Source organism: Methylobacterium ajmalii (genome assembly GCF_036448855.1).
In the GTDB taxonomy this organism is placed as follows: domain Bacteria; phylum Pseudomonadota; class Alphaproteobacteria; order Rhizobiales; family Beijerinckiaceae; genus Methylobacterium; species Methylobacterium ajmalii.
This window is the reverse complement of record NZ_JAZFXT010000053.1, coordinates 15,939-30,639: the sequence shown is the minus strand read 5'-3', so window position 1 is coordinate 30,639 and position 14,701 is coordinate 15,939. Positions and strand designations below refer to the sequence as shown.

The 14,701-nt window shown below is 72.0% G+C and carries 13 protein-coding genes; 8 read left to right on the top strand and 5 right to left on the bottom strand.

Going from position 1 to position 14,701, the window contains the following annotated elements:
• The first annotated feature begins 51 nt into the window (after positions 1 to 51).
• From V3T34_RS21845 to V3T34_RS21830, 4 genes are all read left to right on the top strand, one after another.
• Positions 52 to 498 (top strand): phasin family protein, encoded by a 447-nt coding sequence (locus V3T34_RS21845; protein WP_407942751.1) that lies wholly within the window; start codon positions 52 to 54, stop codon positions 496 to 498.
• 318 nt (positions 499 to 816) lie between these two features.
• The gene (clpS, locus tag V3T34_RS21840) at positions 817 to 1,194 is read left to right on the top strand and encodes an ATP-dependent Clp protease adapter ClpS (protein WP_048433572.1); all 378 of its coding nucleotides are present in this window, start codon (positions 817 to 819) and stop codon (positions 1,192 to 1,194) included.
• Positions 1,195 to 1,263: 69 nt separating this feature from the next.
• Positions 1,264 to 3,744 carry an ATP-dependent Clp protease ATP-binding subunit ClpA gene (clpA, locus tag V3T34_RS21835; RefSeq protein ID WP_060849906.1) on the top strand — a complete coding sequence of 827 codons (2,481 nt, stop codon included), beginning with the start codon at positions 1,264 to 1,266 and terminating at the stop codon, positions 3,742 to 3,744.
• A gap of 212 nt (positions 3,745 to 3,956) precedes the next feature.
• Positions 3,957 to 4,229: a hypothetical protein gene (locus tag V3T34_RS21830; RefSeq protein ID WP_060849905.1), complete on the top strand. Its 273-nt coding sequence runs from the start codon at positions 3,957 to 3,959 to the stop codon at positions 4,227 to 4,229.
• Between the two features lie 281 nt (positions 4,230 to 4,510).
• Here V3T34_RS21830 and V3T34_RS21825 read toward each other — a convergent pair whose 3' ends face one another.
• Positions 4,511 to 5,353, bottom strand: a complete 843-nt coding sequence (locus V3T34_RS21825) for an inositol monophosphatase family protein (protein WP_305077354.1) — start codon at positions 5,351 to 5,353, stop codon at positions 4,511 to 4,513.
• 371 nt (positions 5,354 to 5,724) lie between these two features.
• Between V3T34_RS21825 and V3T34_RS21820 the strand changes: the two genes are divergently transcribed.
• The gene (locus tag V3T34_RS21820) at positions 5,725 to 6,258 is read left to right on the top strand and encodes a DUF6101 family protein (RefSeq protein WP_060849904.1); all 534 of its coding nucleotides are present in this window, start codon (positions 5,725 to 5,727) and stop codon (positions 6,256 to 6,258) included.
• A 126-nt stretch (positions 6,259 to 6,384) separates the two neighbouring features.
• Here V3T34_RS21820 and ubiA read toward each other — a convergent pair whose 3' ends face one another.
• Both ubiA and V3T34_RS21810 read right to left on the bottom strand, forming a co-directional pair.
• Positions 6,385 to 7,326 (bottom strand): 4-hydroxybenzoate octaprenyltransferase, encoded by a 942-nt coding sequence (gene ubiA, locus V3T34_RS21815; RefSeq protein WP_060849903.1) that lies wholly within the window; start codon positions 7,324 to 7,326, stop codon positions 6,385 to 6,387.
• 34 nt (positions 7,327 to 7,360) lie between these two features.
• A complete protein-coding gene (locus V3T34_RS21810; RefSeq protein WP_060850830.1) occupies positions 7,361 to 7,837 on the bottom strand; it encodes a hypothetical protein in 477 nt (158 codons plus the stop codon).
• Positions 7,838 to 8,117: 280 nt separating this feature from the next.
• Between V3T34_RS21810 and V3T34_RS21805 the strand changes: the two genes are divergently transcribed.
• Positions 8,118 to 8,888, top strand: a complete 771-nt coding sequence (locus V3T34_RS21805; protein WP_305077353.1) for a 16S rRNA (uracil(1498)-N(3))-methyltransferase — start codon at positions 8,118 to 8,120, stop codon at positions 8,886 to 8,888.
• 137 nt (positions 8,889 to 9,025) lie between these two features.
• Positions 9,026 to 10,162, top strand: coding sequence for a YbdK family carboxylate-amine ligase (locus V3T34_RS21800; RefSeq protein WP_305077352.1), 1,137 nt, complete (start codon positions 9,026 to 9,028; stop codon positions 10,160 to 10,162).
• Between the two features lie 24 nt (positions 10,163 to 10,186).
• Here V3T34_RS21800 and pucL read toward each other — a convergent pair whose 3' ends face one another.
• The gene (gene pucL, locus V3T34_RS21795; RefSeq protein WP_305077351.1) at positions 10,187 to 11,023 is read right to left on the bottom strand and encodes a factor-independent urate hydroxylase; all 837 of its coding nucleotides are present in this window, start codon (positions 11,021 to 11,023) and stop codon (positions 10,187 to 10,189) included.
• A 536-nt stretch (positions 11,024 to 11,559) separates the two neighbouring features.
• On the opposite strand from pucL, the gene rnhA reads away from it, so the two are divergent.
• Positions 11,560 to 12,258: a ribonuclease HI gene (gene rnhA, locus V3T34_RS21790; RefSeq protein WP_305077350.1), complete on the top strand. Its 699-nt coding sequence runs from the start codon at positions 11,560 to 11,562 to the stop codon at positions 12,256 to 12,258.
• A 46-nt stretch (positions 12,259 to 12,304) separates the two neighbouring features.
• Here rnhA and V3T34_RS21785 read toward each other — a convergent pair whose 3' ends face one another.
• The gene (locus V3T34_RS21785) at positions 12,305 to 14,650 is read right to left on the bottom strand and encodes an MHYT domain-containing protein (RefSeq protein ID WP_305077349.1); all 2,346 of its coding nucleotides are present in this window, start codon (positions 14,648 to 14,650) and stop codon (positions 12,305 to 12,307) included.
• Positions 14,651 to 14,701 lie beyond the last annotated feature (51 nt).

The following is a 14,701-nucleotide window of genomic DNA, read 5'->3' as shown; positions in this document are numbered from 1 at the left end:
CGGGCGTCCCCGTCGAGCCCGACCGCCGCGCGAGAGGGGGCACCCGTCCGGGTGCCACGCGACACCATGAACCAGCAGTATATGGGCCAGCAGGCCGAGGCCGCCCAGAAGCTCGGCAAGGACGGCATGGACGCGATGCTGCGCAGCTTCGGCTCGCTGTCGAAGGCCAGCCAGGCGATCGCCGTCGAGGCGACCGACTTCGCCAAGCAGTCCTTCGAGCTCGGCACCGCCACCATGGAGAAGCTCGCCGGCGTCCGCTCGCTCGACAAGGCGCTCGAGATCCAGACCGAGTACATGAAGACCTCGTACGAGCGTCTCGTGGCCCAGTCCACCAAGATGACCGAGCTGTACCAGAACCTCGCCAAGGAGATGGCGAAGCCGTTCGAGGGAATGGTCGCCAAGGCCCAGGACCAGGCCTCGAAGGCCCAGGACCGCGCCTTCGCGGTGGCCAAGGACGGCTTCAACAAGATCGAGGACGAGGCCAAGCAGGCCGCGTAAGCAGGCCGCACATCCCGCGAGGCGCCGGCCGGACGGCCGCCCCCGCGCGGGATCGCCGAGAGACCGTCGAGAGACCGCGACCGGCACAGGCCCCCGTGCCGGTCGCGCGCGTTTCATGACCGTCGCACGACCCCCGTGCGACCCCTGCACGACAAGAGCGCGCAGCCGACTGGCGAAGCGCCGACTCGGCCTATAGATTAGGCTCGGCACCGGCAGCCGACATGATAGGCTGCCAGCCGGCAGGTCGTCCGCGGCCCTCGTCTCGCGGGGGCCGGCGCGTCCTGGCGCGGTCGCCAGAGCGAGGTCGGTACGATTCAGATGGCTCAGGTCCCGAGGCAGGGAGAACCCTCCACCAGGCCGGTCGCGGCCAACCCCCGGGCTCCCGGCAACGGCGACGGGCGATCGGGCACCGCCGTGATCACGCGGACGAAGCCGCGCACCAAGCGGCCCAACCTCTACCGCGTGCTCCTCCTCAACGACGACTACACCCCGATGGAATTCGTGGTCCACGTGGTCGAGCGCTTCTTCAACAAGTCGCGCGAGGACGCGACCCGCATCATGCTGCACGTCCACCAGAACGGCGTCGGCGAGTGCGGCATCTTCACCTACGAGGTCGCCGAGACCAAGGTGACGCAGGTCATGGACTTTGCGCGCAAGCATCAACATCCTCTGCAATGCGTCATGGAAAAGAAGTAGGCGCCAGCCGAGACGGACACAGACCGAGACGGATACTCATCAAGACAGGCACCAGCAAAGAGGCCCGCTTTGCCCAGCTTCTCACGCAGCCTTGAACAAGCTCTTCACCGCGCCCTGGCGCTGGCGGGCGAGCGCCGACACGAATACGCCACGCTCGAGCACCTCCTGCTCGCCCTGGTCGACGACCAGGACGCGGCCGCGGTCATGCGGGCCTGCAACGTCGACGTCGATCTCCTGAAGCGCAACCTCGTCGAGTACATCGACACCGAGCTTGCCAACCTCACGGGCGACGGGCGCCAGGACGCGAAGCCGACGGCGGGCTTCCAGCGGGTGATCCAGCGCGCGGTGATCCACGTGCAGTCCTCGGGCCGCGAGGAGGTCACCGGCGCCAACGTGCTGGTGGCGATCTTCGCCGAGCGCGAGAGCCACGCCGCCTACTTCCTGCAAGAGCAGGACATGACCCGCTACGACGCGGTCAACTACATCAGCCACGGCATCGCCAAGCGCCCCGGCCTGTCCGAGGGCAAGCCGGTGCGCGGCGCCGACGAGGAGGGTCAGACGGAACGTCCGAGCGGGGCCGAGGACGAGCGCGGCGGCCAGAAGAAGAAGGGCGACGCCCTCGACGCCTACTGCGTCAACCTCAACAAGAAGGCCCGCGAGGGCAAGATCGACCCGCTGATCGGCCGCGAGACCGAGGTCCAGCGCACGATCCAGATCCTCTGCCGCCGGCAGAAGAACAACCCGCTGCTCGTCGGCGATCCCGGCGTCGGCAAGACCGCGATCGCCGAGGGCCTGGCCCGCAAGATCATCCAGCACGAGGTGCCGGAGGTCCTGGCCGACGCCACCGTGTTCTCCCTCGACATGGGCACGCTGCTCGCCGGCACCCGCTACCGCGGCGACTTCGAGGAGCGCCTCAAGCAGGTGATGAAGGAGATCGAGGCGCACCCGAACGCCGTCCTGTTCATCGACGAGATCCACACGGTGATCGGCGCCGGTGCGACCTCGGGCGGCGCGATGGACGCCTCGAACCTCCTGAAGCCCGCGCTCGCCTCCGGGGCCCTGCGCTGCATCGGCTCGACCACCTACAAGGAGTACCGCCAGTACTTCGAGAAGGACCGGGCGCTCGTGCGCCGCTTCCAGAAGATCGACGTCAACGAGCCGTCGATCCCGGACGCGATCGAGATCCTGAAGGGCCTGCGCCCGTCCTTCGAGGAGTTCCACAAGCTCAAGTACACGACCGAGGCCGTGAAGGCGGCGGTCGAGCTGTCGGCGCGCTACATCAACGACCGCAAGCTGCCGGACAAGGCGATCGACGTGATCGACGAGACCGGCGCCTCGCAGATGCTGGTGCCCGAAGGCCGCCGCAAGCGCACGATCGGCGTGAAGGAGATCGAGGCGACCATCGCCACGATGGCCCGCATTCCCCCGAAGACCGTCTCGAAGGACGACGCGGAGGTGCTCGCCCACCTCACCGACAACCTGAAGCGGGTGGTCTACGGCCAGGACGCGGCCATCGACGCGCTGACCGCCTCGATCAAGCTCGCCCGCGCCGGCCTGCGCGATCCCGACAAGCCGATCGGCGCCTACCTGTTCGCCGGCCCGACAGGCGTCGGCAAGACGGAAGCCGCCAAGCAGCTCGCCTCGAGCCTCGGCGTCGAGATGCTGCGCTTCGACATGTCGGAATACATGGAGCGGCACACCGTCTCGCGGCTGATCGGCGCCCCTCCGGGCTATGTCGGCTTCGACCAGGGCGGCCTGCTCACCGACGGCATCGACCAGCATCCGCACTGCGTGCTGCTGCTCGACGAGATCGAGAAGGCCCACCCGGACCTGTTCAACATCCTGTTGCAGGTGATGGACCACGGCAAGCTCACCGACCATAACGGCAAGCAGGTCGACTTCCGCAACGTCATCATCATCATGACGACGAATGCGGGCGCGGCCGACCTCGCCAAGGCGGCGTTCGGCTTCACGCAGAACAAGCGCACCGGAGACGACCAGGAGGCGATCAACCGCCTGTTCGCCCCGGAATTCCGCAACCGCCTCGACGCGACCGTGTCGTTCGGCCATCTGCCGAAGCAGGTGGTGGCCAAGGTCGTCGACAAGTTCGTGCTCCAGCTCGAGGCGCAGCTCGCAGACCGCAACGTCACGATCGAGCTCTCCGACGAGGCGCGGGACTGGCTGGTCGAGAACGGCTACGACGAGGCCATGGGCGCCCGCCCGATGGCCCGCCTGATCCAGTCGACCATCAAGACCCCGCTCGCCGACGAGGTGCTGTTCGGCAAGCTCAAGGACGGCGGCGCCGTCCGGGTGATCGTGAAGCGGCCCGACGGCGAGAAGCCGAGCCTCGGCTTCGTCTTCCCGGCCGGCCCGGTGATGCCGCGTCCCGAGAAGGACGTGACGAACGCGACGAAGAAGGCCGACAAGGGCGGCCCGGCCAAGAAGCCGCGGCGCCCCCGCGCGGCCTCGAAGAAGCCGAAGGACGGCGGCTCGGGCGACGGCGGCGGCGGCATCCGCACGGTGCCGAAAGTGCCGCTGGTCCGGGCCTGACCGGTACGGGAAGACATGGCCGGGATCGGGGACGGCCCCCTCGATCCCGGCCCGCCTCCCGTGTATGAGGCACAACCAGAGACGCACGCATCCCGGCGGGGCCCTCCCCGCCGGGATGTTCGTTTGAGGCCCTGGCCGCGTCCCGCGCGGGTTCGCAGGGCGAATGGATCCGCGGGCTCCGCGCCCGCGCAAGGAAACGTGAGACGGTTCCCATGAGCGGAGATCTCAACGAGGGCCCCCTCGCCCCGGCCGCGACGGTGACCCCGCCCTCCCCGAAGGTGACGCGACGCGAACGCCGCCGCCAGCGCCGCCGCCGGCGCAAGATCGGCGAGGAGATCCTGGGCTGGATCCTGGTGCCGGTGATCGTGCTGTGCTGCTACTGGGCGATCAACGCGGGCTTCACCTTCTTCGGTACCACGCCGAGCGCGGTGTTCGATCAGCTCAAGCAGGTGAAGACGGCGCTGGAGAAGCGCGAGTCGCGCTAGAGCATTTTCCGACGAAGTGGAAACCGATTCGTCGCAGAAAATGCACCAAAACAAAGACTTAGAGAGCTTCGCGATTGCAACGCGATCGTGAAGTGCTCCAGAGCATCGTCCAACGAAGTGGATGCCAGCTCGCCGCAGAAAATGCGGAGAATTCAAAGACCGACGGAACGTCACGATTGCTAGGCGATCGCGACGTTCCCTAGAGCCGCGCGCGATCGCGCCGCGGCCGGGGGCCGATCTCGACCTTCGCGTTTACGGCGAAGAGGCGCCGGCCGGCGGCGTCAGCCCAGGCCCGCCAGCACCTCGGCCCGAAGCGCCTCGGGCACCGCGATCAGCTCGCCGTGGATCGGCTCGCGCCGGTTGTAGACGGGCGCGCGGCCGTCGAGGCCGACCACCGTGCCGCCGGCCTCGCGCAGGATCAGGTCGGCGCCGGCGAGGTCCCAGTCGCGGGCGTCCGACGAGACCAGGCCGACATCGACCAGCCCCTCGGCCACCCGCACCAGCCGCAGGGCGAGCGAGGGGATGCGGGGCAGGCGCACGAGCTCGCCCGGCGTGCCGCCGAGGCCGAGCCGGCGCTCGATCCGGTCGGCCATCGGCTTGGGGCCGGTGACCCGGGCGCCCGCCGCCGTGGCGTGGGCCGAGACCCGGATCGGCACGCCGTCCTTCGTCGCCCCCTGCCCGGCCACCGCCTCGTAGAGGGTCGCGGTCACCGGCACGGCGACGTGGCCGAGGATCGGCTCGCCCCGGGCGAGGAGCGCCACGGCGATCGACCAGTCGGGATCGCCCGACAGGAAGGCGCGGGTGCCGTCGATCGGGTCGACGATCCAGACGAGGTCGTGGGCGAGGCGTACCGGATCGTCCCGGGTCTCCTCCGAGAGCCAGGCGGCACGGGGCAGGAGCTCGCTCAGGCGCACCTTCAGGAAGGCGTCCACGGTGACGTCGGCTTCCGTGACCGGCGAGCCGCCGGACTTGTTCCAGACCCGGGCGGTGGTGCGCTCGCCCTGGCGGAAGAACGGTAGCGCCAGGAGCGCGGCCTCGCGGATGATCGCCCGGACCTTCGGCAGGAAGTCCTCGGGCACGAGCCCCTCGGGCAGGATCGCGCGCACGTCGTCGGGGAGAGGCATGGTCGGCCGCGAAGGTTCGAGGGGGAGCGCCCGGCTTCCCCCGCGATGCGTGGGGCGGACGTCGGTCCCTCCGTTGTAGGCCCCGCCATCGGACGCCACAAGGACGACGCCGCCCGCCACCGGGTGCGGGGAAGCCGCACCGTCGTTTCGTGCGCGCGCGAGCATCGCTCGACCTTGTGCAAGGCGTGAACGATAAATGAATCCCGTCCGGACAAGGATCTATTGAGCATTCGACGCATCCGGCTCGCGACAACCATCGCTTAACGCTGCCTTTTAAGGCGTTCTGAGCCGGCGGGGGTGCAATCTCCTCTCAACGGCGGACGACACAACAGAGGTCGCCGCCTCACGCGGACAGGGCGTCGAGCAGAACCATGGTCACCAGATTCCCCTCTTCGAACCGTCGCTCCTCCGGCAGCCAGGCCGTCCGCCGCGACGTCGAGCTCCCGGTCATCCACCGCGGCCCGGTCCAGGCCGAGGCCTCGGCCCTCCCGATCGTCGGCGGCGTGCCCGGCGGCTCGGTCGCCGGCAGCCTCGCCCTGTGCCTCGACGGGGATGCCAGCGACGCCGCCGGCGAGGACCGCTTCGCCGTCATGCTGCTCGACCGCGACGGCGACCCGGTGATGCGGCTCGGCCTCTACGGCGACGACGAGGTGGTGGCGGTGTGGCGGCGCCTCGGCGCCGAGACCGGCCTGCCGATGGTGGTGATCCAGGAGGACGGCGCCGTCTCGAGCATGGGCCAGCAGGTCGGCCGGCTGAAGCTCGGCGCGGTGCGCATCCGCCGCCGGCACGGCCTGCTCGCCCACCGCCGGCCCCGCTTCCTCACCCGCCGCAAGACCGCCCGGCTGCCGCTGCGCCCCCTGGTCTACCGCGACGAGGCCCTGATGACCGACGGCGGCAGCCTTTGACCCTGCCTCCGGAGGATCCCTTCCGGAGACGGGATCGCCAGCCCGCGCGACGCTCGAGCGAAGCCGGTTTCCGCGTCGCGAAGCGACCGGTCGGAAACCGAACGAGCTGCCGCTCCGTCGCCCGCGCTACATCAGGCCTTGCCAGATCGCGTCGAGGGTGAGGCCGCAGAACAGGATCAGACCCGCATCGCGGTTCGAGCGAAACAGCCGCAGGGCCTCCGCCCCGTCGCGCGGATCGAGCCGCCCGACCTGCCAGGCGAGGTGGCCGGCGAAGAGTGCGAGACCGGCAAGCCCGATCGGCCCGGCCCCGGCCCCGGACAGGGCGAGGCCGATGCACAGGACGCAGGCGAGGAAGCAGCCCGCCACGGCGAGCCGCACCTGGGAGCCGAAGAAGCGGGCCGAGGACTTGATGCCGGCGATCTCGTCGTCCTCGATGTCCTGCACCGCGTAGATCGTGTCGTAGCCGATGACCCAGGCGATCGCGCCGGCATAGAGCCAGTAGGCCGGGGCCTCGAGGCGCCCGACCAGGGCGACCCAGCCCATCAGCGCGCCCCAGGCGAAGGCGAGGCCGAGCACCGCCTGCGGCACCGGCATCACCCGCTTCATGAACGGATAGATCGCGACGGGCGCGAGCGAGGCGATGCCGACGAGGATCGCCGTCCTGTTGAATTGCAGCAGCACCGCGAGGCCGACGAGCGCCTGCACCACCAAAAAGGCCAGGGCGTGCCGCACGCGGATGCGCCCGGAGGGCAGCGGCCGCAGGCGGGTGCGCTCGACGCGGGCGTCGAGGTCGCGGTCGGCGATGTCGTTGTAGGTCGAACCCGCGCCCCGCATGGCGACGGCGCCGACGAGGAACAGGGCGAGGTGCCACAGGCTCGGGCCGGGCCGTCCCGTCGCGATGGCCGCGAGCGCCGCCGACCACCAGCACGGCAGCAGCAGGAGCCACCAGCCGATCGGCCGCTCGATGCGGGCGAGGCGCAGGTAGGGGCGCACGGCCTCGGGGGCGTGCCGGTCGACCCAGTGTCCCGTCACCGCATCGGCGACGGGACGATCGGGGGCGGTCGTCATGCCGACGGGCGCCGCGCCGGTCCGTGCACGAACGTCACAGCGCGCCCTGCGGCACCCGGAAGCTGCCGGTCAGGCCGGGACCGCCGAGAAGGCCGCCACCGCCGCCGCCCTGCTGCTGCTGGGCCGCCATGGCGCGGGCCTTCTTCTCCATCGCCGCCTGCTGCACGGCGGCCTGGCAGACCTTGGTCTTCAGGGTCGAGACCCGGCTGTGATCGGCCTTGAAGCCCTCGACGAAGGAATCGGGGATCGAGCACCAGTCCTTGTTGGCGCTGATCCACTTCAGGCCCTCGGTGCCGTTGGCCTGGAGCTTGCTGAACAGGGTGCAGGCGGCCGCCGCAGTGATCTTGGCCTTCTTGCCCTGCGAGGCGGCGTTGACCTTGCCGACGATGTCCTTGCGCTCGGTCAGGGTCTTCTGGATCGACGTGCAGTCGGCCCCTTGGGCGAGAGCCGCCCCGCCGAGCAGCGTCGCGCCGAGCAGGCTTCCGGCCAGCGCCGCCACGGTCACACGCATGCAGGTCATCTCCACCCCCTCAAAAAATCCATCCCCGAGGCCCCGGCTTGCCGGGATTGCCGCCGAACGTCGTTCGCCGGTCCGGCGTGTCGCCCCTCGGGCATACGTAAGAAATCCCTGCCGCTCCCGGCCTCGAACCGGTTTCTGCACAGGAATGTGGCGCCTTCGTGCGGCGAAGCCCGGTTCGTTCCGTAGCCCGACGCGGTTGCCGGCGAATGTTGCGGCACAGCCACAGGCGGGGCGATTGACAGCCGCCCCCCGCCTCGGCGAGCACGGGGCCATGGCGGCCACCGATTTCAACGCTCCCCGGCTCTTCCTCGACATCCCGATGCGGGAGGGCGCCCGGCACACCCTCGACCGGGCGCAGGCGAACTACCTGCTCTCGGTGCTGCGCCGCGCCGCGGGCGAACCGGTGCTGGTCTTCAACGGCCGCGACGGCGAGTGGCGGGCCGAGATCGAGCCCACCGGCCGCAAGGCGGCGGACCTGGTGCTGCGGGCGCAGACCCGGCCGCAGACCCCGCCGGGCGACCTGCACTACCTGTTCGCCCCGCTCAAGGCCGCCCGCCTCGACTACGTCGCCCAGAAGGCGGTGGAGATGGGCGCGAGCCTGATCCAGCCGGTGGTGACGCGGCGCACGCAGGGCGACCGGATCAAGCTCGACAAGCTGCACGCCAACGCGATCGAGGCGGCCGAACAATGCGGCATCCTGGCCCTGCCGGAGATCCGCGAGGCCGCGCCGCTGGCCGAGGCCGTGGCCGGCCTGGCGCTGGAGCGTCTGCTGGTGTTCTGCGACGAGGACGCGCCGCTCGCCGATCCCGTCGCGGCGTTGCGGCAGGCGGCCGGGACCCGCCCCGGGAACGCTCCCTTGCCGCTCGCCGTCGTGATCGGGCCCGAGGGGGGGTTCACGCCGGAGGAGCGCGCCCTGATCGGAGATCGCCGGAACACGGTGCGCCTCTCCCTGGGCCCGCGGATCCTGCGCGCCGACACCGCCGCCGTGGCGGTACTCGCCCTGGTCCAGGCCGTGCTCGGCGACGGCCGGCCCGGGGACTGATCCGCCCCCGCGGCGCCGGGCCCGGACTCGCGCCGCCCGCCACACCCTGATAACGGAGCCGCCCCCGCGGCCGAGGCCGATTCGCGGCCGCTCGGCCGCCGGCGCGCCGCGGCCCGCTGTTGCCGGAGATCCTGCTGATGCGAGCGGAATTCGACGTCTGCCTCGAGGAGGAGGTGTTCATCAACGATGCGGGCAAGCGCGACGCCGCCCGGGCCCGCACCCGCGACTTCCTCGCCGCCTGCCGGGCCGCCTCCCCGCTGGTGCGCACCGAGCTGATGGAGCCGCAGCTGGTCTGGGCGATCGCGCCGGTCGCCGACCTTGCCGAGGCGCGCCGGGCGCTGACGGACCTGCGCGGCAACCTCGGGGCCCTCGCCTCCGCCCGCGGCCTCGCCCTGATGGCGTCCGGTACCCACCCCCTCGCCCTGTGGAGCCGGGTGCGCCCGCGCGACCAGGCCGCGGGCGGCCGGGTGCTGCGCGACCTCCAGATGGTCGGCAGCCGCACCGTCGTCTGCGGCCTCAGCGTCGGGGTCGGGGTGCCGGAGGGGGTATCGCGGATCGACCTGATGAACCGGGTCCAGCCGTTCCTGCCGCTGCTGCTCGCGCTCTCGACCTCGTCGCCGTTCTGGCAGGCGCAGCGCACCGGGCTCCTCGGCTATCGGCTGGCCGCCGCGCGGGAGCTGCCCCGCAGCGGCCTGCCGCCGCTGTTTCGCGGCGAGGACGACTACGCCCGCTATCTCGACACGGTGGTGGCGGCGGGCGCCATCGACGATCCGCGCCACGTCTGGTGGGTGGTCTGCCCCTCCCCGGCAGGTCCGCGCCTCGACCTGCGCATCGCCGACAGTTGCACCCGGCTCGACGACGCGCTCGCCATCGCGGCCCTCTACCGCTGCCTGGTGCGTCACCTCGCCCGGCATCCGGACCTCCACCGCGATCTCACCGGCGCCTCGCAGGCGATCACGGCGGAGAATTGCTGGCGGGCGCAGCGCTACGGCATCCACGGCAGCTTCGTCTGCGAGGCGACCCGGACGGCGCGGCCGGTGGCGACGGTGCTCGCCGAGACGCTCGCCCTCGTCGCCGAGGATGCCCGTGCGCTCGGCTGCGCGGCGGAGCTCGACCTCGCCCGCTGGATCGTCGCCCGCGGCACCAGCGCCGACCGCCAGCTCGCGCTCTTCACCGAGGCGCACGGCCGCGGCCTGCCGCCCCGCGAGGCGCTGGCGGAGGTGGTCGACTGGCTCACCGCCGAGACCGTGGGGGCGAACCCGACGCGGCATTGAGGCGCGGCCTAAACGATCTGCACCTCACCGCCCGACCGTGCACTCGATCTGGCCGTGCGGCTCGTCGGTCGCGATGAAGACCTGGTTCGGGTTGTCGAGGCCGAAAGGCGTCAGGTTCGCCAGAAGGTAGTGCTTGTTCGGGCAGGCGAGCGTGATGGTGGCGATCTCCGGCACCGCCGCCAGGGCCGCCGTCCCCATGCGGTAGAGGCTGTCCTGGAGGCTGTGGCTGTAGCTGCCGGCGAAGACCCGCATCAGCGCGTCGAGGATGCGGGCGTTGGCGGCCTCGTAGTCGGCGGGCTCGCCGCTCCAGGCCCAGGACGCCTCCATGCTGGTCGCGGCGATGCGATCGTGGGTCTCGGGGATCGTGGTGTAGGGGTCCTTCACGTAGTTGGCCCAGCCCGATTCCGTGCTCTTCAGGAAGGTGAAGCCCGACAGGCCGGATTCCACCACCGCGCCGCTGCGCGACAGTTCCACCCGGGCGAAGGGCTGGCCGTTGCCGTCCAGCGTGAAGGCGTGAGGATGGGCGGCGCCGTCGACCGTCAGGCGAGCCCAGCGGGTCTCGTGGCCGGTGACGGTGGCGGTTTCCATCTGCGGGTAGCTGTCGAGCAGGCGTTGCGCCACCGCGCGGCAGAACGCCTCCGTCGCGAGCGCCGGATTCTCGCGGGCGACGATGTAGACCACGTTCTTGATCGTGTCGGTCGAGACGGTGGCGCTGTTGTCGGCCTCCGTGAAGGTACGATCGAACGCCCCGGTCAGCATCGCCTGCACGGTCAGTTCGCGCACCGCGTGCCGGTCCCCGTCGCGATGGACGCGCATCACCCGCACCCGGCCCTTGCCGTAGGTCTTGTGCAGCAGGGTCATGGCTACCTCTCCAAGATCAGACGTGCTCGACGGCGGCCGCCTGGCGGCGGCATCGGGCACCACCCCGACGATCGCGGCGAGCAGGATGCCCGATTCGAGCCGCGGGTGCAGCGCGTGCGGCAGGTTTACGGAAGAGGGTCGGCGGCGCCGTGCCGGCCATCGCGCGCCCAGCCCGCCACGGTGACGATGCGCGCGCGACACGAGGCGGACCGACGGCCGTCTCTTCTCGACGGCGTTCCGCGGGCTCGACCGGCATGGGGCACGTCTCTCGCAGGATGGTCGGGACACGACCGACGGATCGACCTCGCCCCCGGCGGCAGGGCGCCCCCTCGTCGTCGCGCATCCTCCCCGCCCGGCAAGCGGCATGCCGACGGCCGCTCGCCCGGGAGGCGCGGGTTCGGGTTGCGCCGGCGCCGGGCCGGGGTATTTGTTCACCATTCCGGGCCGACACTGCCCGCGCGGCCGACAGCCCGCGGCGCCCCGGGCGGGAGCAGGGGCGCGGCCGCATTCCGTCGTGACGTTCGAGCGAAGACACCATGCGAACCATCGTCTATGCCGACGGCGGCTGCGATCCCAATCCCGGCCCGGGCGGCTGGGGCGTGGTGATCCAGGCGCCGGACGGCCCGATCGAGCTGTGCGGGGGCGAGACGCAGAGCACCAACAACCGCATGGAGCTGACCGCGGCGATCCGGGCGCTGGAGCACTTTCCCGAGGGCGCCGCGATCGAGATGCGGTGCGACAGCCAGTACGTGGTGAAGTCGGTCACAGAGTGGATCCGGGGCTGGAAGCTCAAGGGCTGGCGCACCACCACCGGCCCGGTGAAGAACGTCGAGCTGATGCAGCGCCTCGACGAGCTGGCGGCGCGGCGCGACGTGCGCTGGGTCTGGGTGAAGGGCCATTCCGGCGAGGCCGGCAACGAGCGCGCCGACCGGCTGGCGGCCCAAGGGCGGCGCCAGGCCCTCGGGCTGCCGCCCCGGGCCGACATCGCGCCGGCCCGTGCACCGGCTGCCTCCCCGGCCCTGGCGCCCTCCGCCCCGCCGGCCGAGCCCGCCCCCCGCGGCACATCGATTCCGGTGGATGGGGCGCTGGGCCTGCGCCTGTCGCGCGCCGCCAAGCAGGCCGGCACCACGCCGCAGGCCTATGCCGACGAGGTGCTGCGCCTCGCCGTGGATCTCGGCCCCGAAGGACTGGCGCTCCTGCGCGACGCGAAGGCCCGGAAGCTGCCGGCGGCCTGAGGCGCGAGGGAGCCGGCGCCCCGGTCGGCTCCCGCCCGCACCGACCTCACGCGCTCCGGGGGAACGGCACCACCGTGTCGTCGCCCGGTCCGGCACCGCGCACCACCGTCTCGATCATCCGGGCGAGCGCCGCCTGGTCGTAGGGCTTGGCGAGCCGCGGCAGCTGGGCTCCCTCGCCGGATCCGAGATCGGCGTAGCCGGTGGCGAGGATGACCTTGAGGCCCGGGCGTTCGGCGAGGATGCGCGCGGCGAGCTCGACGCCGGTCATCTCCGGCATGGCGTGGTCGGTCAGCACCAGGTCGAGGGTGCGGGCGCGGCGCATCAGCGCCAGGGCCTCCCGGCCGGACCGGGCCTCGATCACCCGGTGGCCGAGGTCTTCCAGCATCGCGGCGCTGTTCTCGAGCACCAGGGGATCGTCGTCGACGACGAGGACCACCTGCGACGGCAGGGCGGGCAGCGCCGAGGCCGGGCGGGGCGGCGGCTCGGCGGCGGCTTCGGCCGCTGCCGGCAGCCAGATCTCCGCGGTGGTGCCGGCACCCGGCCGGCTGCGCAGCGCCAGGCGGCCGTGCGACTGGGCCGCGAGCCCGTGCACCATCGAGAGGCCGAGCCCCGTGCCCTTGCCGACGCCCTTGGTGGTGAAGAACGGCTCCTGCGCCCGGGCGAGAACGGCCTCGTCCATGCCGGTGCCGGTATCGGCGACCGACAGGCACAGCATCGCGCCGGGCGCGTCCGGACCCGTTCCCTCCCGCCCCGTCTCCTCCGGCTCGCCCAGCCGCCCGGCGATCGTGACGGTGCCGCCCTCCTCCATCGCGTCGCGGGCGTTCACCACGAGGTTGAGGAGGGCGAGTTCGAGCTGGTGGGCATCGACCAGGGCGGGCGGCAGCCGCAGCGGGAAGCGCGTCTCGATCCGGATTTCCGGCCCGATCGAGCGCTGCAGGAGGTCGGCCATCCCGCGCACCAGCCGGGCGAGGTCGACGGGCTCCGGCCGCAGCTCCTGGCGCCGGGCGAAGGCGAGCATGCGCTGGGTCAGCGCCGCGCCGCGCTCGGCGCCCTGGACGGCGTTGTCGAGGAGGCGCAGCAGGCGGGGATCGTCGGGCAGGCGCTTGCGCATCAGTTCCAGGCTGCCCAGCACCGCCATCAGCAGGTTGTTGAAGTCGTGGGCGACGCCGCCGGTGAACTGGCCCACCGCCTCCATCTTCTGGGCCTGGGCGAGGGCTCCTTGCGCCTGGGCCAAGGCCTCCTGGGCGCGGCGGCGCTCGGTGATGTCGCGGGTCACCTTGGCGAAGCCGACATGCGCCCCGTCGCCGTCGCGGATCGGATCGACGACGACGCTGGCCCAGAACCGGGTGCCGTCGCGGCGCAGGCGCCAGCCCTCGGCCTCGAACTTCCCCGCGGCGAGCGCGGTCGCGAGCGCCCGGGCCGGAACGCCCTGCGCCCGCTCCTCCTCGGTGTAGAAGCACGAGAAATGGGCGCCGACGATCTCCTCGGCCTCGTAGCCCTTGATCCGGCGGGCGCCGGCATTCCAGTTCGCCACCATGCCGTCGCGGTCGAGCATGAAGATCGCGTAGTCGGTCACGCTCTCGAGCAGCAGGCGGTAGCGCTCCTCGCTGGCCCGCAGCGCCGCCGCCTCCCGGGCGGCGTTCTGGGAGAAGCGCCGGTCGATCGCGGCCGCCGAGAGCGCGAGGACGAGGACCAGCACGGTCACCGCGGTGACGCCGACGGCGAGGCGGGCCTGGCCGAACCCGGCCGCGGCGGCGTCGGGCAGCGCCGCGGCGTGATGCGCGACCGTCAGCCCCTGCATGCCCGAGAAGTGCATGCCCGCGATGGCGAGCCCCATCACCCCGGCCGCGGCGACCCGCAGGCCGACGCCGCTCTCGGCGAGCGCCAGCCGGATCGCCGCCGTGGCGGCCACGACCGCCACCACGACGGAGGCGGCGACCCAGGCCGGATCGTACCGGAGGGCGCCCGGCAGGTGCATCGCCGCCATGCCGGTATAGTGCATCGAGACGATGCCGAGCCCGGTGACGAGGCCTGCGAGCGCGATCCGCGCCGTCCGAGGCCGGGTCCCGTCCCCTCCCTCGCTGCCGGGTCCTTTCGCGATCGAGAGGCCGAGCGCCGTCACGGCGACCGGCACGGCGAGCGACAGGAGCGTGAGGCCGAGGTCGTAGGTGATCTCGATGCCGGGCAGGCGGAAGGCCAGCATCGCCACGAAGTGCATCGACCAGACGCCGCCGCCGAGCACCAGGGCGGCGGCCATCAGCCAGGCGCGGCGCGCCCAGCCGGCCGCGGCCTTCATCCGGTCGGCGAGGTCGAGGGCGACGAAGGCGGCCAGCATCGCGATCGCGACCGAGAGGCCGACGAGAGCGGGATCGTGAAGGCCGGCATGCGCCATCGTGCACCTCGGGGCGGGCGCGGACGGCCCCGGCTCGGCGGAGCCGGGAGC